22 protein-coding genes and 1 pseudogene are annotated in these 25,476 nt (G+C 28.1%); 14 read left to right on the top strand and 9 right to left on the bottom strand.

The annotated features are described in order from the left end of the window. Positions 1-132 precede the first annotated feature (132 nt). From MKD34_RS13055 to MKD34_RS13075, 5 genes are all read left to right on the top strand, one after another. Positions 133-1,152 (top strand): LacI family DNA-binding transcriptional regulator, encoded by a 1,020-nt coding sequence (locus MKD34_RS13055; protein ID WP_240221719.1) that lies wholly within the window; start codon positions 133-135, stop codon positions 1,150-1,152. Positions 1,153-1,188: 36 nt separating this feature from the next. After that, entirely contained in the window at positions 1,189-2,892 is a 1,704-nt protein-coding gene (locus MKD34_RS13060) for a solute:sodium symporter family transporter (protein ID WP_240221721.1), read from the top strand. Positions 2,893-2,907: 15 nt separating this feature from the next. After that, positions 2,908-5,178, top strand: coding sequence for an alpha-galactosidase (locus tag MKD34_RS13065; protein WP_240221724.1), 2,271 nt, complete (start codon positions 2,908-2,910; stop codon positions 5,176-5,178). 4 nt (positions 5,179-5,182) lie between these two features. Beyond that, positions 5,183-5,440 carry a SemiSWEET transporter gene (locus MKD34_RS13070; RefSeq protein ID WP_240221726.1) on the top strand — a complete coding sequence of 86 codons (258 nt, stop codon included), beginning with the start codon at positions 5,183-5,185 and terminating at the stop codon, positions 5,438-5,440. Positions 5,441-5,599: 159 nt separating this feature from the next. Next, positions 5,600-6,958: an FAD-dependent oxidoreductase gene (locus MKD34_RS13075; protein WP_240221735.1), complete on the top strand. Its 1,359-nt coding sequence runs from the start codon at positions 5,600-5,602 to the stop codon at positions 6,956-6,958. 45 nt (positions 6,959-7,003) lie between these two features. Here MKD34_RS13075 and MKD34_RS13080 read toward each other — a convergent pair whose 3' ends face one another. Continuing rightward, entirely contained in the window at positions 7,004-7,591 is a 588-nt protein-coding gene (locus tag MKD34_RS13080; protein WP_240221737.1) for a nitroreductase family protein, read from the bottom strand. Between the two features lie 173 nt (positions 7,592-7,764). On the opposite strand from MKD34_RS13080, the gene MKD34_RS13085 reads away from it, so the two are divergent. Continuing rightward, entirely contained in the window at positions 7,765-9,336 is a 1,572-nt protein-coding gene (locus MKD34_RS13085; protein WP_240221739.1) for a sensor histidine kinase, read from the top strand. Further along, positions 9,329-9,994 (top strand): response regulator, encoded by a 666-nt coding sequence (locus MKD34_RS13090; protein WP_240221742.1) that lies wholly within the window; start codon positions 9,329-9,331, stop codon positions 9,992-9,994. Before MKD34_RS13085 ends, MKD34_RS13090 begins: the two co-directional genes overlap by 8 nt. Before the next feature lie 55 nt (positions 9,995-10,049). On the opposite strand, the gene MKD34_RS13095 is transcribed toward MKD34_RS13090, so the two are convergent. Next, the gene (locus MKD34_RS13095; protein ID WP_023051346.1) at positions 10,050-10,976 is read right to left on the bottom strand and encodes an AEC family transporter; all 927 of its coding nucleotides are present in this window, start codon (positions 10,974-10,976) and stop codon (positions 10,050-10,052) included. Positions 10,977-11,009: 33 nt separating this feature from the next. Continuing rightward, positions 11,010-12,179, bottom strand: a complete 1,170-nt coding sequence (locus MKD34_RS13100) for an NAD(P)-dependent malic enzyme (RefSeq protein ID WP_240221744.1) — start codon at positions 12,177-12,179, stop codon at positions 11,010-11,012. Positions 12,180-12,470: 291 nt separating this feature from the next. On the opposite strand from MKD34_RS13100, the gene MKD34_RS13105 reads away from it, so the two are divergent. Further along, on the top strand, positions 12,471-14,030 hold the full coding sequence (locus MKD34_RS13105) for a bifunctional metallophosphatase/5'-nucleotidase (RefSeq protein ID WP_240221746.1): 1,560 nt from the start codon (positions 12,471-12,473) through the stop codon (positions 14,028-14,030). Between the two features lie 272 nt (positions 14,031-14,302). After that, positions 14,303-14,809: pseudogene (msrA, locus tag MKD34_RS13110) on the top strand (peptide-methionine (S)-S-oxide reductase MsrA); the annotation flags it as partial. 66 nt (positions 14,810-14,875) lie between these two features. Here msrA and rarD read toward each other — a convergent pair. The 3 genes from rarD to MKD34_RS13125 are packed head-to-tail and all read right to left on the bottom strand — an operon-like array spanning position 14,876 to position 17,079. After that, positions 14,876-15,739 (bottom strand): EamA family transporter RarD, encoded by an 864-nt coding sequence (gene rarD, locus MKD34_RS13115; RefSeq protein WP_240221750.1) that lies wholly within the window; start codon positions 15,737-15,739, stop codon positions 14,876-14,878. A gap of 21 nt (positions 15,740-15,760) precedes the next feature. Further along, the gene (locus MKD34_RS13120) at positions 15,761-16,450 is read right to left on the bottom strand and encodes a YjjG family noncanonical pyrimidine nucleotidase (protein WP_240221752.1); all 690 of its coding nucleotides are present in this window, start codon (positions 16,448-16,450) and stop codon (positions 15,761-15,763) included. Beyond that, positions 16,447-17,079: a hypothetical protein gene (locus MKD34_RS13125; protein WP_240221754.1), complete on the bottom strand. Its 633-nt coding sequence runs from the start codon at positions 17,077-17,079 to the stop codon at positions 16,447-16,449. The genes MKD34_RS13120 and MKD34_RS13125 overlap by 4 nt, the downstream gene beginning before the upstream one ends. Positions 17,080-17,212: 133 nt before the next feature. Here MKD34_RS13125 and MKD34_RS13130 point away from each other — a divergent pair, with 133 nt between their 5' ends. Continuing rightward, positions 17,213-17,884 carry a cyclic nucleotide-binding domain-containing protein gene (locus tag MKD34_RS13130; RefSeq protein ID WP_240221756.1) on the top strand — a complete coding sequence of 224 codons (672 nt, stop codon included), beginning with the start codon at positions 17,213-17,215 and terminating at the stop codon, positions 17,882-17,884. A gap of 75 nt (positions 17,885-17,959) precedes the next feature. Here the strand turns inward: MKD34_RS13130 and MKD34_RS13135 are convergent, their stop codons facing one another. Further along, positions 17,960-19,324 (bottom strand): ATP-binding protein, encoded by a 1,365-nt coding sequence (locus MKD34_RS13135; protein WP_240221758.1) that lies wholly within the window; start codon positions 19,322-19,324, stop codon positions 17,960-17,962. A 158-nt stretch (positions 19,325-19,482) separates the two neighbouring features. Between MKD34_RS13135 and MKD34_RS13140 the strand changes: the two genes are divergently transcribed. Next, on the top strand, positions 19,483-19,875 hold the full coding sequence (locus MKD34_RS13140; RefSeq protein ID WP_240221760.1) for a VOC family protein: 393 nt from the start codon (positions 19,483-19,485) through the stop codon (positions 19,873-19,875). A gap of 145 nt (positions 19,876-20,020) precedes the next feature. On the opposite strand, the gene MKD34_RS13145 is transcribed toward MKD34_RS13140, so the two are convergent. Further along, on the bottom strand, positions 20,021-21,496 hold the full coding sequence (locus MKD34_RS13145) for a YfcC family protein (RefSeq protein ID WP_240221769.1): 1,476 nt from the start codon (positions 21,494-21,496) through the stop codon (positions 20,021-20,023). Between the two features lie 15 nt (positions 21,497-21,511). Then, positions 21,512-22,288 (bottom strand): glutamate racemase, encoded by a 777-nt coding sequence (gene murI / locus MKD34_RS13150; RefSeq protein WP_240221771.1) that lies wholly within the window; start codon positions 22,286-22,288, stop codon positions 21,512-21,514. A gap of 279 nt (positions 22,289-22,567) precedes the next feature. Here murI and MKD34_RS13155 point away from each other — a divergent pair, with 279 nt between their 5' ends. The 3 genes from MKD34_RS13155 (at position 22,568) to MKD34_RS13165 (ending at position 25,476) form a co-directional block, all read left to right on the top strand. Beyond that, positions 22,568-22,873, top strand: a complete 306-nt coding sequence (locus tag MKD34_RS13155) for a DUF3870 domain-containing protein (RefSeq protein WP_240221773.1) — start codon at positions 22,568-22,570, stop codon at positions 22,871-22,873. A 109-nt stretch (positions 22,874-22,982) separates the two neighbouring features. Then, positions 22,983-24,293 (top strand): diaminopimelate decarboxylase, encoded by a 1,311-nt coding sequence (gene lysA / locus MKD34_RS13160; RefSeq protein WP_240221775.1) that lies wholly within the window; start codon positions 22,983-22,985, stop codon positions 24,291-24,293. A gap of 13 nt (positions 24,294-24,306) precedes the next feature. Further along, a complete protein-coding gene (locus tag MKD34_RS13165) occupies positions 24,307-25,476 on the top strand; it encodes a M20 metallopeptidase family protein (RefSeq protein WP_240221777.1) in 1,170 nt (389 codons plus the stop codon).

The following is a 25,476-nucleotide window of genomic DNA, read 5'->3' on the forward strand; positions in this document are numbered from 1 at the left end:
ACCTAAGTTAAAAAACTTTTCAAATTATTTCTATAAAAATGTTTTATTTTTATAGAAATAATATATAATACGAACATAATATTTTTTTAATCAAGTTTTGGACAGCTGTCCAATTTTTAAAGGAGAATTTAATTGAAAATAGATAGCATAAAAATTGCTGAAATAGCAGGAGTTTCAAGAAGTACTGTTTCAAGAGTTTTAAACAATCATCCGAATGTAAGTAAAAAAAATAGAGAAAAAATTTTAAAAATAATAGATGAGTATAATTATATTCCAAATCTAAATGCTCAAACATTAGCAGGAAAAAAAAATAAAGTTATTGGGATTTTTATATATGAACCAAATATGATAAATAGAACGACAGCTATGGATACTGCATATTTTATGAATTTTACAGATACAGTTGTTAAAGAGGCGTTCTTAAAAAATCATCAAATTTTGGTTGATTATATTAAGGATTCTAATGATGAAAAAAGAATAGAAACATTTTTTAAAAATGGGAATGTTTGTAGTGGAATATTTATTGGATTTTTAAAAAATAATTTATTTTTAGAAAAAATGATAGAAAGTGAATACAAAGTTGTGGTAGTTGACTATGATACAAAATTAAACCACAAAGCTAAGCAAACACTGTACATGAATACGGATGATTATGGTGGAGCGACCGCAGTTATGGAAAAAATTCTAAATAAAAACAATAATAAAGTTTTATTCTTTTCAGGAGATATGAAAAAACTTTCAGGTTTAGAGAGAGAACGAGCATACGTAGACGCATTAAATAATCGATCTATTACTATAGATAGAAATTTAATATATGAATCTGATTATTCAAAAGAAAAAGCTTACGAAAATATGAAAAAGGTTTTAAAAAATAAAATAGAGTTTGATTCGATTTTTTCAGCTTCGGATAATATGCTTTTTGGGGTTATTAGAGCTTTAAACGAAGAGAAAATAGATTATAAAAAGTTAGAAATTTGGGGTTTTGATAATTTAAAATATACAGTTCCAATGGGACTAAAAACGGTTTCTCCAATGTTAAAAGATACAGCTAAAAAAAGTATAGAGTTTTTAATTTCAGATTCAATAACAAGTACAGTTGAATATACCAAAACAAAATTAGTTGAAAATATGAGTGATTATTTCGAAGATTAAAATTTTTTAAAATAAAGTAAAGGGGAGTGTTGTTTTATGTTAATGTTTTTATCTTTTATTTTTTTTACTGCTTTAGTTGCAGTTATAACTTACTATAAAACTAAAGGAGAAACTCTAGATACTAATGATGGTTATTTTTTAGGAGGAAGAAGTTTAACAGCGGGATTTATAGCAGGATCTTTAATGTTGACTAATTTGAGTCCAGCAAATTTTGCAGGTATGAGTGCACAGTCTTATACACATAATATGTCAGTTATGGGATGGGAAGTAGGGTCTGGAATTACTTTAGTTTTAGTTGCTATGTTCTTAGTTCCAAGATATTTAAAAGGAGGACTAACTACAATTCCCGAATTTTTAGAAGACCGTTTTGATCCAGGAGTTAAAAAGTTTGTAACATATTTATTTTTAATTAGTTATGTTTTAAATGGATTACCACCTACACTTTATGCAGGAGCTTTGGTAATGAGTCAACTTTTTGATATCTCAGGAATTTTGGGGGTTTCTTATGGTACTGGAATCTGGATAACAGTTTGGGCAATAGGAGTTATTGGTGCAATTTACGCTATTTTTGGAGGATTGAAAGCAGTTGCCTTTTCAGATACTCTAAATGGAATTGGACTTATAATTGGGGGATTATCTGTTCCATATTTTGGGTTTAAATATATTGGAGGTGGTTCTGTTTTAAAAGGAATAGGAGATTTAGTTGTAGCTCATCCAGAAAAATTTGATGCTATTGGATCTAGTTCTGATCCAGTTCCATTTACAACTCTTTTTACAGGTATGCTTTTAGTTAATCTTTACTATTGGGGAACTGATCAAGGAATTATTCAAAGAGCATTGGGTGCTAAAAACTTAAAAGAGGGACAAAAGGGAGTTATGTTAGCAGGATTATTAAAAATCTTTACACCACTTATAGTAATCGTTCCAGGTATTATTGCTTTCCATATGTATGGAGAAAGTTATACAGCACCTGATTTAGTTTACTCTCATTTGATAAAAGATTTAATGCCTAAATATTTTGTAGGATTCTTTGCAGCAGTTATGTTTGGAGCAGTTTTAAGTACTTATAATAGTGTTTTAAATAGTGCATCCACATTATTTTGTTTAAATGTTTATAAACCAGTTTTTGGAAGAAATAAAACAGATGCTGAAATAGTGTCAAAAGGAAAAATATTTGGTAGTATTATTGCACTAATTTCCATGCTAATAGCTCCCATGATTATGAATGCACCTCAAGGATTATTTCAATATTTACAAATTGTTAACGGATTCTTTAATGTACCAATCTTTACAATTATATTTATCGGTTATATGACAAAATATGTTCCTGCAATAGCAGCAAAAGTATCATTAGTGTTTTTCGTATCATCGTACGCGGTATTACAACTTATAATAAAACCTGAATTACATTTCTTACATCAATTAACAATATTATTTATTATAAGTTGTGGGATTATGTTAGTTATTGGAAAAATAAAACCAAGAGAGACTCCATATGTTTTAGTAAATAAAAATGTAGTAGAAATTACACCGTGGGAATATCAATATGAAGCTGGAGTAATAATAATAGCTGTAATGTTATCATTTTATATAATTTTTTCAAAACTTGGATTAGCAAGTTTAAACTTTCAAGGATTACAAAAAGGTTTAGGTTTATTATGGACTATTACAGCATTATTAGTTATATCTATTAGAAAATATAGACAAAAATCTAAAATAGAAAAAAGAGCAGAAGCTTAGGAGGAGTAGGATTAAATGAACATATTAGTAAATAAAAATAATTTAGAGTTTCATCTATATAATAATAATATTAGTTATATACTTAAAGTTTTAGAAGATGGAACCTTGGGGCATATATATTTTGGAAAGAAACTTATACCTAGGAATTCTTATGAACATATAATCCAAGTGACTGCAGCAGAAGTGCCTGTAACTCCAAATTGTTTGGAGCATAGAAGAGGATTTTGTAAGGATATCTTGCCACAAGAGTATCCAAGCTATGGAAATGGTGATTATAGAGAGCCCGCTATAGTAGTTTTACAAGAAAATGGAAGTAGAGTTACAAATTTTGTATATGATTCATATGAAGTTATAGAGGGAAAAGTGAATCTAAGAAATCTTCCAAACACTTATGTTGAAAGTAAAGATGAAGCTAAAACTTTAAAGATTTATTTGAAAGATGAAACTATTGGAGCAGTATTAACTTTAAGTTATACTATATTTAAGAATTATGATGTAATTTCTAGAAATGCTCATATAAAAAATAACTCTGATGAAAAACTTGTTTTAGAAAGATTTTTAAGTGCTTCTATTGATTTTAAAGAACCAAATTTTCAAATAGTTCATTTGTCTGGAGCTTGGGCAAGAGAAAGACATATTGAAATAACAGAGATAAATCAAAATAAGTTTGTTATAGATAGTAAAAGAGGAACAAGCAGTGTAAATAGTAATCCATTTATAGCTTTAAAAAGAAAAGAGACAACTGAATTCAGTGGAGAAGTTTATGGATTTAATTTAGTTTACAGTGGAAATCACATTGAGGTTGTAGAGAAAAATCATTATAACAAATTAAGAGTATCCATTGGTATAAATCCTTTTAATTTTCAATGGACTTTATTGAAGAATGATGAGTTTCAAAGTCCAGAAGTAGTAATGGCATATTCTAATTCTGGAATGAATGGTCTAAGTTTAAATTATCACAGACTTTATAGAGAAAGATTAGCAAGAGGTGTTTGGAGAGATCAAGTTAGGCCAATTCTTTTAAACAACTGGGAAGCTACATATTTTGATTTTAATGAAGAGAAAATTTTAGATATAGCTAGTAAAGCAAAGGAATTAGGTGTTGAGTTATTTGTTTTAGATGATGGGTGGTTTGGAGCAAGAAACCATGATAAAGCTGGTCTTGGTGATTGGTGGAGTAATTTAGAAAAAATTCCAAGTGGAGTGGAAGGATTATCTAAAAAAGTCGAAGCAATGGGAATTAAATTTGGACTTTGGTTTGAACCGGAAATGGTTAATAAAGATAGTGAACTTTATAGAAATCATCCAAATTGGATACTACAAGCTCCTAAAAGAGTTAATACTCCAAGTAGAAATCAACATACCTTAGATTTAGGAAGAGAGGACGTTCGTAATTATCTTTATGAAAAAATTTCTAAAATTTTAAAAAATTCTAAAATATCTTATATAAAATGGGATATGAATAGACCAATGACTGAAGTTTGGTCAGAAGTTTTAGATTCTCAAAATCAAGGAGAGGTTTTTCATAGATATATTTTAGGATTATATGAGTTGTTGGAAAAGTTAACTTCAGAATTTCCTGAAATATTATTTGAATCTTGCGCAAGTGGAGGAAATAGATTTGATTCTGGAATGCTTTATTATATGCCACAAGCATGGACAAGCGATGACACAGATGCAGTGGAAAGAATTAAAATTCAATATGGATCATCATTATGTTATCCGATATCATCTATGGGGGCTCATGTTTCAGCAATTCCAAATCATCAAACAAATAGAATGACTTCTATAAAAACTCGGGGTAATGTAGCTTTCTTTGGTGCTTTTGGATACGAATTAGATTTAAATAAAATTTCTGATTATGAAAAAGAGATTGTAAAAAAACAAATAGAGTTCTTTAAAGCAAATAGAGAACTAATTCAATATGGTGATTTCTATAGATTAATATCTCCTTTTGAAGATAAGCTAAATGATGCTGCTTGGATGGTTGTAAATCGAAATAAAACAGAGGCAATTGTTGCAAAATATAAAATTCTATCGGTACCTAATTCAGGATATGAATCTTTAAAAGTTAAGGGATTAGATGAAAATAAATTATACTCTATTGAAAGTTTACAAATTCAAGGAAAGACATATTATGGTGACGAATTAGGAAATAGTGGACTTATATTTAAAGAACCATCTTTTAATGATTTAGGGAACATACAAATAGAAGGAGATTTTGATAGTTTAGTTGGAGATTTTAAGAGTTGTTTAATAAAGTTAACAGCAATTCAAGGAGATTAATTATATGGAAAATATTATAGATACAATTGGATATTGTGCTGCACTTTTAACAACATTATCATTTTTACCACAAGCTATAAAAACTATAAAGACAAAGGATACAAGTGGAATTTCTTTAATAATGTATTCTATGTTTACTCTTGGAGTTTTTGGTTGGTTAGTATATGGTTTTATTAAAAATGATATACCTCTTATTATGGCAAATTTGATTACATTATCTTTAGCGGGAATTATTTTAAGACTTAAGATAAAATATAAATAAAATTTTTATTGTTAGACGCTAGAATTTTAAATTTTAGCGTCTTTTATTTTTTAAATTTTGAGAAATTTATAGTAGTTACTTTTTTGTAACTAATTTACAGAAAATAAATAATATTGTATTCTGAGCATATAAAATAAGAATATGAAAAGGAGTACTATTATGAAAAAATGTAATATTTTAAATGCTAAATCTTATGATGCTATTATAATCGGGTTTGGAAAAGGTGGAAAAACTCTTGCAGGATTTTTAGGAAAAATAGGGAAAAAAGTTGCTTTAATTGAAAAAGATAAAAATATGTATGGTGGAACTTGTATAAATGTAGGATGTATTCCTACAAAAATTCTTGTTGAAGAATCTCAAAAAATTGAAAAAAATTTTAAAAAAGCTATTGAAAGAAAAAATACGCTAATATCTAATTTAAGGGAGGCTAATTATAATAAATTAGATTCTTTTGAAAATATAGATATTTATACAGGCATAGGTTCTTTTGAAACCGAGCATTTGATAAGCGTTACAAATGGAGAGGATGAAACTATATTAAAAGGAGAGCAAATATTTATAAATACAGGAGCAAAAACGATTATTCCTAAAATCGAAGGATTAGAAAAAACTAGAAATATTTATACAAGCACATCTATTATGGAACTAGATAAATTACCTTCTAAATTAGCCATTATTGGTGGTGGATATATAGGGTTAGAATTTGCATCAATTTTTAATAACTTTGGTTCACAAGTAACTGTTTTTGAAGGTGGAGATAATATTCTTTTAAGAGAAGAATCTGAAATTAGAGAAGAAATTAAAAAAGATTTTCAAAATAGAGGAATAGAGATATTAACAAAAAGTAATATCGTAAAAGTAGATAATTTTTCCCAAAATAAGGTGGAAGTTCTATTTAATAAAAATAATAAAAATGAGACTTTAATATTTGATGGAATCTTAATAGCTGTAGGAAGAAAACCTAATATTGATGATTTAAAGCTTGAAAATGCTGGAGTTAATTACTCAGATAGAGGAATTTTAGTTAATGAAAGTTTACAAACAAATGTTTCGCATATATATGCTTTAGGTGATGTTAAGGGAGGTTTTCAGTTTACATATATCTCTTTAGATAATTTTAGAATAGTTAAAAATAGTATTTTAGGAGATAAAACTCCAACAATAAATTCTAGGAATTTAGTTCCTTATTCTGTATTTTTATCTCCTACTTTATCAAGAGTAGGAATGTCTGAAGAAGAGGCATTAAATGCAGGATATAAAGTTAAAACAAAAGTGATTAAAGCAACTTCAATTCCTAGAGCTAAAATTTTAGAAGAAGAAAGAGGAATTTTAAAAGCTGTTATTGATAAAGATACAGGTAAAATTTTAGGATGTTCTTTATATTCTGTAGAATCAAGTGAAGTTATCAACATAGTTACTATGGCTATAAAAGAAAATAAAAAATATTCTTATTTAAGAGATTTTATGTTTACTCATCCAACTATGAGTGAATTTTTAAATGATTTATTTGATTTTTAACAAATGTAAGGAAGAAATTTTTTTAGGTTTCTTCCTTTTTATTTTTTAAATTTTCTTAATTATAAGTTGATTAAGAGATAATTTAGGCACAAAATGTTTATAACTGTGATTTTCTAAATTTTCTCTCCAATACTTCATATTTTCATTTTCAACTACTGTTAAAATAACCTCATCTGTAGGTACTCCTATTGGCATTACAAAAAGTGGAATATACTCCTTTGAAATATTTAGTGCTTCTAAAATATCATCTTTTTTTACAGGTTCCATGAAATTAACTCCATATCCGAGTGATGTTGCTATTAATTTCATATTTTGAAGAGCTATACCACAATCCGCATATATAAAATTTAGTGGTAATTTAGGAGGATTATCTGTAAATATAACTATATATCCCCCTGGAGCTTCATCTTCGGTAGGTTTCCATTCTATTTGGCTAGCCCAAACAACATCTTTAAAAAGCCGAGAACATATATCTTTATCATTTACTAAAACATATCTTAGAAATTGTTTGTTAGCACCAGCTGATGAAAAATGAGCTCCTTCAACAATTTTTATTAAATCATTCATTGGAACACTAATGTTTTTGAAGCTTCGATGAGAACGAGCTTTTTTAATTAAATCTAATATTTCCATCTTAATCCTCCGTAAAATTTTCATTAAATATCCTCTTAAATAAAATCATTTTGTAATTTTTTCAATGCTTATCTATTACTTCCTTTTTTAGAAATAAAATTTACTAGAAAGATTTATATATATGAGTTAAAATATAGGGTAAAAAATAGTACAATTATTTTGCGGAGGTATAAATGAAAAGCCGTTTTGAGCAAAGAGTTATTAAATTATCTATTTTGATAACCTCTCCTTTGCTAATACTACTTATAGGAATAATAACTTATACAGAGATTAATAACGAAACTAGTAAAGTAAAAAGAAGTTTAAGTGAAGTAGCTCTTGAAATCTCCAATACAAAATTTGTAAAGGATTCAATAATAAATAGTAACTTTAATTTACAAAAATATGCTGAAGTATTTGTTGATAATAATCAAGATGTTGATATTATTGTTATAGCTGATAAAAACAAACGTCGTTTTAGTCATCTTGATCCAAGTAAAATAGGAGAAATATTTGGCACTAAAGATAGTGAAGAGGTTTTTAAAAATAAAAAAGGATACTTTATAATAACTAAAGGATCTCAAGGTTTAACATACAGGAGATTTGAACCAATAATTAAAGATAAAGAAATTATTGGTTTTGTTATGGTTGGAAAACTCTTTAATATTTTTAGACATACTATTTTTCTTATTTTATTAAAAATTTTATTTCTTGCTTTAGGGAGTTTAACCTTTATTTTTATTAGTTCTAGAGTATTTGCTAAAAAAATAAAAAAAGAGATGCTTAATTTAGAGCCAGAAGAAATTACAAAACTTTATATAAAGACGAAAAGTCTTGTTCAGCAACAAGCTGCTATTATTGATAATATTCACGAAGGAGTAGTAGTTCTGAACTCATCTTTAAATATATTGAATATAAATAAAAAAGTTTTTGAAATTCTTCATGACTTTGATATTGAACTTTTTATAAAAAGATTTTATGATATCTTTTATGAAAAAAAAAATGTATATTTTAAAGAAGTAAAAATAGGTCATGAAAAAGTTTTTGTTAGTATAATTCATCTTTTAGAGGATGAAAATCATCTAGGAGTTATTATAACTTTCTATAAACATCTCGAAATTCTAAATTTAGCAAAGGAACTTACAAGTATAAATAATGTAATTACCGGATTTAGGGAGAATAATCATGAGTTTAAAAATCAACTTCAAGTAATATCTGGGTTAATTCAATTAAAAAAATACGATTTGGTTCAAGAGTATATGAAAAATTTAGAGAATAGTAATATGAAGATTTTAACTGAAATTGCCAATATTTCAGACTATTATATATTAGGTATTTTAATTGGAAAATTTAGTGTTATAAAAGAAAATGGTATTAATTTTACAATTGATCAAGATTCTATCTTATTTAAAGAACACGGTTTTATTACGTCACTTGATATTATAACTATTGTATCTAATTTGTTGGAAAATGCGATTGAAGCTTTAGAGAAAGTTAAAATTAACAATAAAAAAATTGAACTTCTTTTATTAGAGGATGACGATTCTATTCAAATTACAGTTTTTGATAACGGTTTAAAAGTAGATCCTAATATAAAAAATAAGATGTTTGAAAGATATGTATCTTCTAAAGGAACAAATCGAGGCATTGGATTAGCTCTTGTAAAATCTAAAATTGAACTTTATAATGGACAGTTTATTTTAGAAGAGGTTGACAATGGAAAATATTTTACAATCATATTGAATAAGGAGAATAAAGATGTATAAAGTACTAATTGTTGAAGATGATCCTATGGTTGCATCTATAAACAGTATTTTTTTAGAGAAATATAGTAACTTAGAAGTTATTAATATAGCAAAGAATGAAGAGGAAGTTTTTGAAATTCTTGAAAAAAATTGTGTAGATTTAATTTTATGTGATGTTTATTTAGGAGAAAGTAATGGCATTGAGATTTTAAAAAAGATTAGATCTAAAGGAATATTAACAGATATTATTTTTATCACTGCTTTAAATGAATCTAATAAAATTAAAGAAGCTGTTGCTTTTGGAGCTATAGATTTTTTAATTAAACCATATAATCAAGCTAGATTGGATGCAGCTATTGGTAAGTTTTTAAAGAAAAATGAGCTACTCATAAAAACTACTATGGATCAAGAAGAGTGTGATGAATATTTTTCTTCTGATTCCAACCAAACAGAATTTCCAAAGGGAATAAATGAAAAAACCTTAGAAAAAATTGAGTTATTTTTAAGTGAAAATAGAAAAAAATGGTGGAATGCTAATAAACTTTCTGAACAGCTTAATATTAGCACTGTAACATTAAATAAATATTTAAAGTATTTGGTTTCTACAAATAAATTAACTGTTAACACATCTTATGGTGAAGTTGGAAGACCTGAAAATTTTTATAAATATCATAATTAATAAAAACCACTAGTTAATCCTAGTGGTTTTTGCGTATAAAAATTAATTTCTAGACTTAAAGTATAAATGAGATTAAGAAACTAAGTGTTACTATTGAAAAAATTGTTCCTAATATTGTAGAGCTAGAACTTTCAACCTCTGAAACCCCATATTTTAATCCAAACATTGTTGAGATTGTTGCTGTTGGCATAGCACAAAGTAATAAAATCTCTTTTGCCATTATTCCTTTTAAATGGAATAAAACAATTAATCCACTCATAATAATTGGCTGTAAAATATTTTTCATAAAGATATTAAAATAAACTTGTCCTGACAAAACAACTCTATAGCTTGCCATGATTAATCCAAGAGAAAATAATGAAACTCCTGATGTACTTTTTCCTATAAGTTCAAAAGAGTGGAAAACAACTTTTGGGATTTCAACATGGAAAACAGAGCAAAGTAAGCCTAATATAGGAGCTATTATCAATGGTTTTTTAATACAATTGATTAAGCTTGATTTTATTATTTTCATTGGACTTGCTGTAGCATCTTTTGATTCTAAAATAATTGTTGTTATAGGAATCATAAATATACTTGTTATAACATTACCAATTGCAACAGAGATTAGTGCTTCTGGTCCTATTAAAGATGTTAAAACTGGAATACCCATAAATGCCATATTTGGAAAAGCACAAACAATTGAACCTTGAGCTGCTTTTCTTGAATCATATTTGAATATATGTTTTTGTATAATAAATGAAATCACATATAACCCCATTAAAGCTAGAGCAAAAGATGATATTATTCTAACATCTAAAAGAGTTTTAGGGTTGGCTTTAGCACTTCCAATAAATAAGTGTAATGGAAAACTGAACATCATTACATAATCTGCAAAAGCCTTTTTATGCTCTATTGACACAATTTTCTTTTTTCCTGAAAACCACCCTAAAGCGATTACAAAAAATACTGGCACAATAGAATCTAATATTGTATCTAACACATTAAAACCTCACTTGTATTTTATTTTTAAATTTTATTTTTTTACTAAATCTGAAATAGCTTTAGCTACTGTATCTGCAACTCTTGGGTCAAATGGACTTGGAATGACATATTCAGTTGATAACTCTTCATCAGTTATTAGATTAGCTATAGCTTGAGAAGTTGCAAATTTCATTTCTTCAGTTATTTTTTTAGCTCCACTCTCTAAAGCTCCTTTAAATAAACCTGGGAATGCTAAGACATTATTGATTTGATTTGGGTAATCAGATCTTCCTGTTCCAACGATTTTGGCTCCTGCAGCTAAAGCTTCTTCTGGCATAATCTCAGGTGTTGGATTTGCCATTGCAAAAATTATAGAATCCTTATTCATCTCTTTTACCATTTCAGGTTTTAAAAGTCCTGGTGCTGATACTCCAATAAATATATCGGCTCCTTTTATAGCTTCTTTTAATCCACCTTTTAGATTTTCTTTATTTGTAATTTCAGATAACTCTGTAGTTAAGAAATTATACTCTCTATTTTCATCATCTCTAGCAATGATTCCATCAATATCAATAGATAAAATATCAGTTACATCTAATTTTTTAATCATTTTAATTATTGATGATCCAGCTGCTCCAGCTCCACATACAACAACTTTTGCTTTAGTTATATCTTTCTTTAAAAGTTTATATGAGTTTAAAATTCCAGCTGTTACAACAATTGCAGTTCCATGTTGATCATCGTGAAATACAGGAATATCCAGTTCTTCTTTTAATCTAGTTTCAATCTCAATACATCTAGGTGCTGAAATATCCTCTAAATTTATTCCACCAAAACTTGGTGCTAAAATTTTACAAGTTCTTATAATTTCTTCAGTATCTTGAGTGTCTAAGCATATTGGAAATGCATTAACTCCTGCGAATTCTTTAAATAAAATAGCTTTTCCTTCCATAACTGGTAATGCAGCTTCTGGTCCTATATTTCCTAACCCTAACACAGCTGACCCATCACTTATAACAGCTACCATATTTCCTTTTGAAGTATATTTATATACATCAGTTTTATTCTCTGCTATTCTTCTACAAGGTTCTGCAACACCTGGTGAATAAGCTAAACTTAGTTCTTCTTTTGAAGTTACAGCCACTTTACTAATAACTTCAATCTTTCCTTTATTCTTTTCGTGAAGTTCTAATGATTTTTCATAAACAGTCTCTTTTTTCATGATACATCTCCTCTAAAAAAATTTTTAAGTTTATACAAGAGCAATGATAACATGAAAAGTAAAATAAAAAAATTTAACAAAGATTTTAAACAATTAATTAACTTAATTAAGTTTTTGAAAAAATTATTCTGTTTTCTCATTACTATTTAGAATAAATAATTATCATATCTAAACATAAACAAAGAGTGTTATTTTTAAACTTTAAATTGAATTTTTATTCAAATAAAGTTTGAAAATTTTTTGAAAATATGTTATTCTACCAAAGACTATAAAAAATTTGGGGAGAATATTATGAAAAAGTTTTTAGGTTTACTTACTTTGGGATTAGCAATTATTTCTACAAATCTGATGGGAGCGGAGGTAACAATTCTTCATACAAATGATCTCCATGCACATGTGGAACCTTTTTTATTTAGAGGATTAGATGCTAATAGAAAAGTGGGAGGTTTTGCTAATATAACAACTTATGTAAAAAATGTAAAAGAGCAAGAAAAAGGAAAAAGAGAAGTTCTTTTTTTAGATGCAGGAGATTATTTTACAGGTCCTTATATCAGTTCTTTAACTGAAGGAGAAGCAATAATCGATATAATGAACACAATGGGATTTGATGCAGCTACTGTAGGAAATCACGAATTTGATCACGGTTGGGAAAATGGAAGAGAAAAGTTAAAGCAAGCTACCTTCCCTATAGTTTTAGGAAATGTTTATGAAGATAAAACAGGAAAACCATTTTGGGATAAACCTTATATGATAATTGAAAGAAATGGATTAAAGATAGGTGTAATTGGACTTCATGGAGTTTTTGCTTTCAATGATACTGTTGCAGCTATAATGCGTAAAGGAATCACAGCGCAAGATGAAGATGAGCATCTAAAAAAATATATTGCTGAGTTAAAGGATAAAACAGATATTGTTGTACTACTTGTTCATCAAGGAATTCCCGCAAGACAATCTTCTTTTGGTGGAGACGATGTAGAAAGAGCTCTTAAAAGAGATATTGATATGGCTAAAACGATTCCTGGAATAGATATTCTTGTAACTGGTCATGCACATCAAGGAACTCCTGAGCCAATTAAAGTAAATGATACGTTAATAGTTTCAACTAATGGTCAAGGATCTCAAGTTGGAAGATTAGATTTTACTTATGATGAAAAGACAGGGAAAATAACAAAATATAATGGAAAACTTGTTACAATTTATGATGATGAAATCACACCAGATACAAAAACTCAAGAATCTATTGATAAATGGAAAAATAAAATAGAAGGAATTACAAGTAAAGTGATTGGGCAAACAGATAAAACTTTAACACGTTCATATGGAACAGAATCTCTTCTTGGAAATCTTTTTGCAGATTCACTTATGGAAGCTGGAAAAGAGTTTGGGTCACAATTTGCTGTAACAAATAGTGGTGGTATCAGAAACGATATTGAGTCTGGAGAGATAACTTTTGGAAGTATTATAAGTGCCGCTCCATTTCCAAATGAATTAACAATTCTTGATTTAACTGGTGCACAAGTAGAAGAGATGTTTGAACACGCAGCAGGACTGACTAATGGAGTTTTACAGGTGTCATCAGAGGTTAGAATGACTTACGATCCAGAAAAAGAAGTTGGAAAAAGAATAACTAAATTAACAATTAATGGTGAAAAAATAGATAAAAATAAAAAATATAGAGTGGCCACAAATGATTTCTTAGCTAATGGTGGAGATGGATTTTCGTCATTCTTAGAGGGAACAAATAGAGTAGGTAAAGGTGGATATATGGTTTATTCTGCAATGATAGATTATATTTCAAAAAGAGGAACTGTTTCACCTCAATTAGAAGAAAGAGTTATAACAGTTAAATAATTATGTAAAATAAATGAAATGGAGAAGCTTTAGCTTCTCTTTTTTGCTATTAATGAATTTTATTTATAATATCTATATGATAATAATTTAACTTATTAAAGGTTTTTATTGGTATTTTTAGTAGTTATTATACAAGAAAAAGATTAATAGAGAATTTTTAAAAAATTTTAAATAAAAAAATAAAAATTTTTGAGGTGAATTTTATGAATCGGATAAAAAAAATAGCAATATTAATGGTAGTCTTAAGTACTATTACTATGGCGGAGATAAAAGTAGCTTATTTAGCAGGAGGATGTTTTTGGTGCACAGAGTCTGATATGGAAAAAGTTCCTGGAGTTATAAATGTAATTTCCGGATACTCTGGTGGACATGTGGAAAATCCTACATATGATCAAGTATCTAGTGGAGATACAGGACATATTGAATCGATAGAGGTAAAATATGATAGTGATAAAATTAGTTATTCTCAACTGTTACATAGTTTTTTAAAGGGAATTAATCCTACTGATGGAGATGGGCAATTTGTAGATAGAGGATATCAATATTCACCAGCTATTTTTTATCAAAATACCAATGAGAAGAATCTTGCAGAAAAGGCTTTAAATCAAATACAAAAAGAGGGACATTTTACTAAAATAAATGTCAAACTTCTTCCATTTGATAAATTCTATGTTGCAGAAGAGTATCACCAAGATTATTATAAAAAAAATCCTATAAGATATAAGTACTATAGATATCGTTCTGGTAGAGATCAATTTTTAGAAAAAGTTTGGGGAAAAAATTAAAAATTCCTTATACAAAAAAGGAAGCTTTAAAAAGGCTTCCTTTTCTATATACAAGATTTTTTATCTATTTATTCTAAAAAGAGATGCAGTATATATAATAAGACCACTCCAAATTAAAGAGAAGGTTATAACATGTACGCTTGAAAAATTCTCTCCAAATACAAACACTCCAAGTAGTAAAACCAATGTAGGGGTAAGATATTGAAAAAATCCAATAGATGATAACTTTGATAGCTTTGTCCCTAAAGAGAAAAGAAAAAGTGGGATTACTGTTACAACTCCTGCTCCCATCAATAAAATTTTATCAAAATTTGCTGCTTCTATTCCTTTTCCACCTTTAATCATTAGTAAGTATAAAATTGCAACTGGAAAATACACCAATGTTTCAATTGTTAATGCTAAAATTGGATCAATTTTGATTTTCTTTTTTGCTATACTGTACCCTGTAAAAGTTCCAGCTACTAAAAGAGAGTATAAAGGTAGCTTTTGATATATGATAGACATATAGCATACTCCTAATGTAGCTAAAATGATTGCAGTTTTTTGATATTTACTTAAAGTTTCTTTAAAGATAAATCTTCCAGCAAGAATTAAAAGCAGTGGATTTATAAAGTATCCTAAGCTAGCTTCTAAAACACGGTTACTATTAACTAAAAAGATATATGCCATCCAGTTTGCACAGTTAAATGTAGCAGCTAAAATAATATAATATATTGTTTTTTTATTTTTAAAAATCTCAACTAACTCATTTTTTTGTTTTTTTAAAATCACAAAAATAATTAGAAAGAAAAAAGACCAAATTATTCTGTGTGAAACAATCTCTAAAGCTGGAATATTTTTTAGATTTGTCCAATACAAAGGAAAAAGTCCCCATAATATAAATGCACTTAAAGAATACAACATCCCTTTTTGATTATTTTCCATTTAAATCTCCTCAATAATTTTTTATTTTAATAATAGATCTAAAAGCCCTTTTAAATTTGAAATTTCATAGGTTGGTTTAATCTCACTATCTATTGAGATCTTTTTTGGATTATATAAACATGTATCAATTCCAAAATTTATTCCACCTTTTATATCTGAACTTAAACTATCTCCAATCATTAAAATATCTGATATATTTTCTATCTGGTTGTTTTCTAAAGCTATTTTAAATATTTCAGGATTTGGTTTTGAAACTCCAACCTCCTCAGAAACTATAATATCATTGAAATATGGAGCTATTAAAGAGTTTCTAATTCTTCCATTTTGAACCTTTGTCAATCCATTGGTTATAATGAACAGTTTATATTTTCCATATAACTCCTTTATTAAATCTAAACTATCATGAAAAAGAATTGAAGATTTAGAAAGATTGTCCATATATCTATCCGCAAAATCATATGGATCAAAAGTATAGTTAAGATGATTACAATATCTTCTAAATCTCTCTATTTTTAACTCACTTTGAGTTATTTTTCCCTCCTCTAACTCTTTCCATATTTTACTGTTTATCTCTTTGTATATTGGCAAGTGGTATTCCTTATCGTAGTCAATCCCATAACCAATTAAAGTTTTTTCTAAAGCTTCCATTTCAGATGCTTTAAAATCAAATAAAGTATCGTCTGCATCAAAAATTAATGTATTGTATTTCATGATTTCACCCCGTTATTTTTTTCAGCATAATCCTTTGCAAGATTTATACTTAAAGATAAAAGAAACATACTTATTATTGTCCCTTCTCTAACATAGATTGGAAGATCTCCAACCATTGATATTCCCACTGAAATGATAAGAGAAAAAACATCTACTAAATATCTTAATTTCATAAATGAAATTTTAGTCATTTGAGATATTTTTATACACACATTTTCAAGAGGAAAAGTTATTATATTATAATATATAATAATACCTATAGACAACCCACTTATTACGGTTCCACCACTAAAAATGAAAAGCCGTTGAATATATCCAAGAGAGGATAGGCCACTAAAAATATTATATGTAAAAAAATTAATAAAACTTCCAAACATAAAAACAGAAACTCCCTGTGCCAAATATTTATATTTCTCATTAAATTTAGTTAATATCATATAGATTAGTAAAAATATTATGTTGAAAAATGTTGTTATAGTTCCAACTTTTATGTCGCTCATAGTTGCAACAGCTAAGTTCATGGAGTTATAGCTGCTTACACCTATATTCGCAACAATTCCTAAACTCACTCCAAGAGCTGAAATTATATAAAAAATATAAGATTTTGTAATGTTTAAAATTAATTTCATAGAATACTCTCCTTTTAATTTATGCATAATTTGTATAAAGTATAATTTATATAGATTCTAGAATAATTACACTATTATTTTAATTGAAATAGCTTTATAATAATATGAAATATTGCACATTATGGAGGAAATTATGAAGAAAATTTCAATGGAAAATATAAATAAAAGTTTAAAATTAAATATTGATAAATATGGGAATATTTTTGGTTCCCTTACCTCTAATATGGAAGTTGAAATTTTTAATCCTGGGGAAAAGATTATTTTTTATAATGCCCCTCTTGAAAAATTGAGATTTATGATTCAAGGGAGAGCCAAGATACTCTTTGTCCATGAGGATGGGAAGCAATCCATAATTCATTTTGTTAAAAAAGGGGAGTATTTAGGAGAACTGAGTTTTTTAGAGATTGAAAAAGACCCTAAGGAAGTTATTTCAATTATAGAATCGATTTTTGTTTCAATTGATATGTCTCTAGCTAAAAAGGAGTTAGTTAAAGATACTCAGTTTCTATTTAATTTATCTAAATTTATTGGAAATAAGATGTTAGAACGAACTTACTTCCACTCTAAAAATCAAAATTATGGACTAAAAAATAGACTAGCTGGATATATTTTAATGTCTCAAAGCAATGAGATATATTTAGAAAAACACACTGAAACAGCGGAATATCTAGGAGTAAGTTATAGACAGCTTCTATATATTTTTAAAGAGTTTTTAGACCAAGGGGTGCTTATAAAACTTAAAAAAGGTTACAAAGTCAATATAAAAAAATTGGAATTATTAGCCAAGGACACAGTTATAGCTTAGGTTAATCTAAATTTTTAAAAGAGATAGAAAAGGCGTCAAAGTTTTCCTTTGACGCCAGATTAAATCTATTTTATTTTAAAAATCACTTAAAATAATTGAAGAATCCTTTTGACTAGCCTCTATAAGCTCCTTACTAAATCCAGACTTTGAAAATAGCATATAGTACTCTTTACGAGAGCCGTTTTTCCATTTGACAGATTTAGCTTTCTCTTTAAGTTTATAAAGAACACTCAGTCCCACATGTTTATTTGACCACTTACACTCACCAAATAAAATCTCGTTCTCTCCTAGAGCAACTACATCTATCTCCTCATTTTTATCCCACCATCTCCCAAGATTTTTTATAGGAAATGGAACTTTACTATCCCACATTAAAGTCTCCCTTGAAAGATTCTCATAAACTTTTGAAACCCAAAGGTCGAAAGTAGTTTTAATCTTTTCTAAAGGGTAGGTTAAGTTTTCAATCTCTAAATAACTTTGATACGGATAAACATAGTTAAACCAAAAGTTCAAATAGTTATCCTTTATCTTATAAAGTGCCTTTTTACTATTTTTTATATCCTCAGTTACAGGTATCTCTTTTTCAAGAATATCTAACTCTATAAGTTTAGATATATATGGAGTTAAACCACTAGATGGAATCTCAAGCTGTGATGAGATAGAGGACATCTTCGTATTTCCAACAGCTATAGATTGTAAAATAGAGAAATATCTAGATAAGTCATTTATCTCCTCTTGAAGTAAAAATTTAGGTTCAGAATATAAATAATTATCTTTATCAAAAATATTATGTTCTATGTTCCAAAGAGGTGTTCTCTCTCTATCAAAACTTAAGATATATTTTGGAATTCCACCAGTAATTGAGTACATCTCAATTAATGAATGATGCGATTTCTCATTAAAAAATTCTGGATAATATTTAAAATCTATTGGTTTTAATTTTATCTGAGCTGTTCTTCGTCCAAATAGCGGACTATCATAAGCTAAAACCTCAGAGTACATCATAGATATTAGGGACCCGCAAAGAATTATCATAATATTTTTATTCTTTAACTTTTCATCAAAAATTCTTTGGAATATAGATGAGAAACTTTTATTTACCATACAAAGATATTGAAACTCATCAATTACTAAAACAAATTTTTCATCTCCAAGTTTACTTATAAAATAATCAAATAGCGTGTCCCAGTCTTTTATCTCAATTTTTTTTACAAAATCATCATTGAAGTGCTCTCCCAATTGATTTTTAAATCTATTTATTTGAATAGTTTCATTCTGTTTATCTGCAAAGAAATAAAAAGCTTTTTTATCTTTTATAAATTCTTTTATAAGAGTTGTTTTTCCAACTCTTCTTCTTCCGTAGATAACGGTAAAACTTGAGTTTTTTTCAAACTCTTTATTTAAAGTTTTCATCTCTCTTTGTCTATTTATAAAATTCATAATATCACCTCATCTATATTATATAATTAAAATTATAATAATTCAAATTATTATAATTTTAATTATATCCAATGCAACTCCATATTTTCATAAAAAAATTTAAAAAAATTTAAACTTTTGATATAATAAAAAGGCTCTAAAAATTAAGGAGGTATTAAATGAAAGTACATCATGTTTGTATTGAAACATCTAAGTATAATGAATCGATATTTTTTTACACTAAAGTTTTAAATTTTTCATTAAAAAAAGAAACACCTAATTTTCATGGGAGAGACTATAACTCTTGGTTAGAATTAGATGGATTTTATATCGAATTGCAAACACCTAAAAATAAAGAACGAAAAGAATCTATTCCAAATGATAAAGGCTTGGTACATGTTTGTTTTTTTGTAGAAGATATTTTTAAAGAGTTAGAAAGAATAAAATTAATTTACAATAAATTTAAACTAAAAAATAATGAAATTTTATATAATGTAGAAGGGGGAATGCTTTTTAAATTAGTTGCCCCAGAGGGGACAATTATAGAAATTAGGGATAATCCATTATTTTAATATCTTAATTTAAAATTTATAGCAATTTTTTTCAAATGTAAAAGGTTACACAAAGTTGATTAAAATTAAAAAATAAAAAGTGGCTATTAATCTCAAATGCCACTTTTTATTTAAATTAGATAAAATAGTGATAGTTTATTCTAAATTAATACCCTATAAAATATGCAATAACGATTGCAGCAGCTCCGATACTTAGCCAGATTCCCATGAGAGGAGCCATCCACTTCACCCATTTTTCATATGAGATTTGTGAAATTGCAAGATAACTCATAAGTCCTCCAGCAGTTGGATTGATATAGTTTGTAAATCCGTCTCCATATTGAAAAGCTAAAACAACAGTTTGTCTAGAAACTCCTATCATATCCCCTAAAGGAGCCATGATGGGCATAGTTGTTGCAGCTTGTCCGCTTCCTGATGGAATAAATAGATTTGTTATAATCTGAACACAATACATAAGCAAAGCTGAGATAACTCCAGGTAAAGATGAAATTTTACTAGAAAGATAAAATAGAATTGTATCTATAATTTGTCCATCCTCTAATACAACTAGGATTCCACGAGCTAACCCCACAGCAAGAGCTCCAAATACAACTCCTCTAGCTCCATCTAAAAAGTTATTTGCAGAATCAGTGGGAGAGATTCCAGCAACAAAGCTTGAGGTAATTCCCATGAACATAAATATACTAATTAATTGCTCTGTTCCCCACCCATGTTTTAAAACTCCATATGTTAAAGTTATAAATCCAATTAACATAACTAAAAGAACACCTTTTTGTCTAAAAGTTAAATCTGGAATCTCTTGATTATCTGTTGATATATTAGACATAGATTTTTGTTTAACCTCTAAATCAAACACCACACTGCTAAAAGGATTTTCCTTTACTTTTCGAGCGTATCTCATAATATATAAAACTGTAGCAACGTATAAAACTATATAAACTGCTACTCTAAATCCCATTCCAGAGTAAATTGGAAGTCCAGCTATTGAGTGAGCAACTCCAACTGTAAATGGATTTATAAATCCACCAACGAAACCAACTCCAGCTCCCAAAGCTACCATAGCCATTCCAACCATAGCATCAAATCCAAGAGCTCTTGCTAAAAGAACTCCCAGTGGCACAAAAGCTATAGCTTCTGTGTTCATACCAATTGCTACTCCTCCAATTGAAAATACAAACATAACAACTGGAATTAAAAGCATCCCTTTATTTCTAAATAGGTAAGCTACTTTTGCTATTCCAGAGTCAATGGCACCTGTTCTTTGAATCATATTAAAAAATCCGCAAACCAAAAATGTGAAAAAAACAATTCCAGAAGTTGCTTGAAGACCTCTAATTAATACAGTAAATAGATTGTGTTCAGTAAAAGAGAAAAACTTAACAGGTGTATTAGCAACATATGTAAAAGTTTCTGGAGCTATAATCATTCTACCAGAGTTTACATCTTTAACTCTTTCGTAAACACCAGCAGGAATTATATAGGTTCCTATAAATGATAAAATAATCATTCCAGCAATAATTACATAGGTATGAGGAATTTTAAATTTCTTTATTTTAAGTTCCTTTCCTTTTGCACCTGCTCTACCACTATTTTTTAAATTTAAATTTGATTCACTATTCATATAGCACTCCCCTTTTTAAATTTTGTGTACATCAACCATTTTTTGATCCAATAGTTGTTCCCCAACAGTTATAAAATTTTCTAAATCTCCAGTTACATAGTAACTTATTTTATTATAATTTTTTAAATTTGCAACACTTTTTAATTTTTTTAATTGTTCACCAACTAATCTAGCAGTTTCCTTAGCTGGATTAACTATAGTACACTGAGTTATATCTCTAATTTTTTCTTCTAGATATGGGTAGTGAGTACAACCTAAGATTAGAGTATCAATATCCTTAGGTAACTTTTCAATATAGTTTTTTAAAATATTGTGAGATTCCTCGGTGTCCTTCCAACCTTTCTCTATCATAGGGCAAAGTAGTTCACATCCTTGTTGGTATACCTCATAACTTTCATTTAAATTTTGTATAGCATTTTTATAAGCGTTTGTTTTAGCTGTCAATGGAGTTGAAAGTACCCCAATTTTTTTATTTTTACTTTCCCTAAGTGCCATAGTAGCTCCTGGATTTATAACGCCTATAATTGGGAGAGTAGGAAACTTTTCTTTTAAATAATCTAGAGAAGCCACAGTGGCAGTGTTGCAAGCAATAACTATGAGGTCAACATCTTTATTTATTAAAAACTCACTGATTTTATAACAAAGCTTTTGAATATCCTCAATTGTTTTAGTTCCATATGGAGAGTTAAAACTATCACCATAATAAATAAATTCAGCAGAATCTAGCTCTTTTAATAACTCTTTTAAAACTGTTAAACCACCAACACCAGAATCAAAAACTCCTACTTTCATATTTTCCTCCTTATACTATATAAAAAATGTATAAAAAAAAGTCTAAAATTATTCTTACATAGTTTTCAAAACTATTTTAAAGATAATTTTAGACCTCATTTACTTTTAGAATCATAAATAAGTGTATTTTTTTATTTCTTCATTTATTTAATTAATAGATGTTATACCTCAAGTTTTCACTTCTGTCAAATTTTTGTTTTGATTTTTTTATTTGACTTTTAAGAGTTCTTGGAGTATATATTATTCATAGGAATTATTTGATACTAGGGGAGATAGTTGATGAAAGAAAAGTATATTGTTGGGACTGCAAAAACGTCTATAGACAATGCAATAACTAAAAATTATAATAGTTTTTTTGTAGGTTTTATCATTGATGAAAATGGAAAAATTTTAGATGTTGAAGCTTCTGCAATTTTAAAGATAACTAATGATTTTATTAAAAAAATCTTTATTGGAAAAGACTTTATAAAAGATTTTGAAGAGATAAGTTCTATCATATTAAAAAATTATTTAGGGTCCTCTCAAAAATCTATAATCGTAGCTTATAAAGACGCTATAAAAAAATATAATCAATCAGCGAATTAATACACTTATTTATCAAAAAAAAAACGTAAATAAGGTCTAAAATTCTAATTAATATAGAGTTTTAGACCTTTTTTGTATTTTAATAGTTTTATTAATCAAGGAGGATACAGTGAAATATTTAGGAACAATGACTAATGTAGATGGAGTTTTAGAGATAGGTGGAGTTTCTGTAAAAGAGTTACAGGAAAAGTATGGCACTCCTCTTTATATTTACGATTTAGAGTTTATGGAGAAAAATATAAAAGATTTGAGGGAATCTTTTGTCAGTGAAAAATTTAAAACAACTATAGTTTATGCTTCAAAGGCTTATTTATCTAAAGGAATGGCTCAAATTGTTGAAAAGAACGGACTTGATATTGATGCTGTTTCAGGTGGAGAACTATACACTATTTTAAATTCAAATTTTCCTACAAAAAGAGTTCATATGCATGGTAATAACAAATCTTTAGAAGAGATTGAGATGTGTGTAAAAAATGAGATTGGGAGCATTATTTTAGATAATAGATTTGAAGCTGAAAAAGTTGCACTTGTGTGTAGAAAATTTAATAAAAAAATGAATGTTATGTTAAGACTAAATATTGGAATAGATGCTCATACTCATGAATATATAAAAACATCAAAACACTCGTCTAAGTTTGGAGAGTCTATTTTTGATAAAGATATTGTTAAAATAGTTAAGGATATTGTAGATAGACCTGAGTTAAATTTTTTAGGATTTCATAGTCATATTGGATCTCAGATTTTTGATGAGTTAGCTTTTTGCGAAGGTATTGAAACTATGGTTGAGTTCACAAAGAAAATTTCAGAAAAACTTAATATCTACATTCCAGATATAAATATAGGAGGAGGGTTTGGAGTTAGATATACCCAAGAGGATACTGATGTTAATTTGAAAAAAATAATGAAAAAAATTATCAGATGTTTAGAAGATAGTTTAGTAAAAGAAGAGATAGGTATAAAAAATGTGACTATAGAACCTGGGCGATCTATTGTGGCTCAAGCTGGAAGTACTCTTTATACAGTTGGCGGTGAAAAAGAAACATATGGTGGTGAAAAATATATTTTTATTGATGGAGGGATGACAGATAATATAAGACCAGCTCTTTATCAAGCTAAATATGAGAGTGTCGTTGCAAATAAACTTAATGAAGCAGAGAAAGAAGTAGTAACTATAGCTGGAAAATGTTGTGAATCGGGAGATATCATAGCTAAAAATGTAAGATTAGGAAAATGTAGAGAGAATGATCTGATTCTTGTTAGCTGTACAGGTGCTTATGGACATTCTATGAGTAGTAATTACAACAAAGCTTTAAAACCAGCAGTGGTGTTTGTAAAAGATGGAAAAAGTTATCTTGTTTCTAAAAGAGAAAGTTATGATGATTTAACAAAAAATGATATACTATTGGAAAATATATTTTAAGGAGATGCAATTTATGAATATAGAACTTTTAAAAAAACACAGCGAAAATATAAAAAATTGGTTGGTAAAGGTGAGAAGAGATTTTCATGAGCACCCAGAACTAGGAACTCAAGAGTTTAGAACTCACGATAAAATTTGTGAATATTTAGATGAGATGAATATTCCTCATAGAACTTCATTTGATACAGGAGTTATAGCTGAAATTGAGGGAGAAAATAAAAATATAACAATAGCTTTAAGAGGAGATATAGATGCACTTCCTATACAGGATATAAAAAGTGTTGATTATGCTTCAAAAAATAGTGGAATTTGCCATGCTTGTGGACATGATGTACATACAACTGTGGTTTTAGGAGTGGCAAAATATTTTTATGAAACAAAAGAGAAGCCACCTGTAAATATAAGATTATTTTTCCAACCTGCTGAGGAAACTGTTGGAGGGGCAAAACCTATGATTGAGGATGGAGCTCTTGATGGAGTTAATGCTGTTTATGGGTTACATGTAGATGAAACTATAGATGTTGGAAAAATTGGAATAAAGTACGGAGCTATGAATGCTTCTTCAGATACCTTAAGAATAAAGATAAAGGGGGAAAGTTGTCATGGTGCTTATCCAAGTAGAGGTGTGGATGCGCTTTTAATAGCATCTCATGTGATTATTGCTCTACAGAGTATTGTAAGTAGAAATTTAGATGCTAGAGAATCTGGTGTAATAACAATTGGAACAATAAACGGTGGAACTGCTGGGAATATTATATCAAATGAGATTGAACTTAGAGGAACTTTGAGAACTTTAGATCCAGACGTTAGAGCTAGAATGAAAAAAAGAATTGAAGAGATTGTAACAACTCTGCCTTTAGCTTTTGGTGGAAAGGGTGAGATTGATATAGAGCCTGGTTACATAGCTTTAATAAATCACGACAGATCTGTAGATATTATTAAAAAAAGTGCTACTGAACTTTTTGGAGAGGATAGTATCTATGAAAAAAAGCTAGCTAATATGGGAGTGGAAGATTTTGCATATTTCATTGAAAACACTGAGGGAGCATTCTTTACTTTAGGAGTTAGAAATAGCGAGAAAAATATAAAAACTCAGGCTCATAATGGAAACTTTGATGTTGATGAGGAAGCAATTGTCAATGGAGTAATGATGCAAATACTAAATGTATATAACTCAATTTAG

It is taken from the genome of Cetobacterium somerae, from assembly GCF_022430525.1.
Lineage (GTDB): Bacteria > Fusobacteriota > Fusobacteriia > Fusobacteriales > Fusobacteriaceae > Cetobacterium_A.

What these genes read in the sequence shown, in the direction of transcription:
- MKD34_RS13060 (WP_240221721.1), top strand. Translation starts at nt 1,189, where the DNA reads ATGTTAATGTTTTTATCTTTTATTTTTTTTACTGCTTTAGTTGCAGTT.
- MKD34_RS13065 (WP_240221724.1), top strand. Translation starts at nt 2,908, where the DNA reads ATGAACATATTAGTAAATAAAAATAATTTAGAGTTTCATCTATATAAT.
- MKD34_RS13070 (WP_240221726.1), top strand. Translation starts at nt 5,183, where the DNA reads ATGGAAAATATTATAGATACAATTGGATATTGTGCTGCACTTTTAACA.
- MKD34_RS13075 (WP_240221735.1), top strand. Translation starts at nt 5,600, where the DNA reads ATGAAAAAATGTAATATTTTAAATGCTAAATCTTATGATGCTATTATA.
- MKD34_RS13080 (WP_240221737.1), bottom strand. Translation starts at nt 7,591, where the DNA reads ATGGAAATATTAGATTTAATTAAAAAAGCTCGTTCTCATCGAAGCTTC.
- MKD34_RS13085 (WP_240221739.1), top strand. Translation starts at nt 7,765, where the DNA reads ATGAAAAGCCGTTTTGAGCAAAGAGTTATTAAATTATCTATTTTGATA.
- MKD34_RS13090 (WP_240221742.1), top strand. Translation starts at nt 9,329, where the DNA reads ATGTATAAAGTACTAATTGTTGAAGATGATCCTATGGTTGCATCTATA.
- MKD34_RS13100 (WP_240221744.1), bottom strand. Translation starts at nt 12,179, where the DNA reads ATGAAAAAAGAGACTGTTTATGAAAAATCATTAGAACTTCACGAAAAG.
- MKD34_RS13105 (WP_240221746.1), top strand. Translation starts at nt 12,471, where the DNA reads ATGAAAAAGTTTTTAGGTTTACTTACTTTGGGATTAGCAATTATTTCT.
- rarD (WP_240221750.1), bottom strand. Translation starts at nt 15,739, where the DNA reads ATGGAAAATAATCAAAAAGGGATGTTGTATTCTTTAAGTGCATTTATA.
- MKD34_RS13120 (WP_240221752.1), bottom strand. Translation starts at nt 16,450, where the DNA reads ATGAAATACAATACATTAATTTTTGATGCAGACGATACTTTATTTGAT.
- MKD34_RS13125 (WP_240221754.1), bottom strand. Translation starts at nt 17,079, where the DNA reads ATGAAATTAATTTTAAACATTACAAAATCTTATATTTTTTATATAATT.
- MKD34_RS13130 (WP_240221756.1), top strand. Translation starts at nt 17,213, where the DNA reads ATGAAGAAAATTTCAATGGAAAATATAAATAAAAGTTTAAAATTAAAT.
- MKD34_RS13135 (WP_240221758.1), bottom strand. Translation starts at nt 19,324, where the DNA reads ATGAATTTTATAAATAGACAAAGAGAGATGAAAACTTTAAATAAAGAG.
- MKD34_RS13140 (WP_240221760.1), top strand. Translation starts at nt 19,483, where the DNA reads ATGAAAGTACATCATGTTTGTATTGAAACATCTAAGTATAATGAATCG.
- MKD34_RS13145 (WP_240221769.1), bottom strand. Translation starts at nt 21,496, where the DNA reads ATGAATAGTGAATCAAATTTAAATTTAAAAAATAGTGGTAGAGCAGGT.
- murI (WP_240221771.1), bottom strand. Translation starts at nt 22,288, where the DNA reads ATGAAAGTAGGAGTTTTTGATTCTGGTGTTGGTGGTTTAACAGTTTTA.
- MKD34_RS13155 (WP_240221773.1), top strand. Translation starts at nt 22,568, where the DNA reads ATGAAAGAAAAGTATATTGTTGGGACTGCAAAAACGTCTATAGACAAT.
- MKD34_RS13165 (WP_240221777.1), top strand. Translation starts at nt 24,307, where the DNA reads ATGAATATAGAACTTTTAAAAAAACACAGCGAAAATATAAAAAATTGG.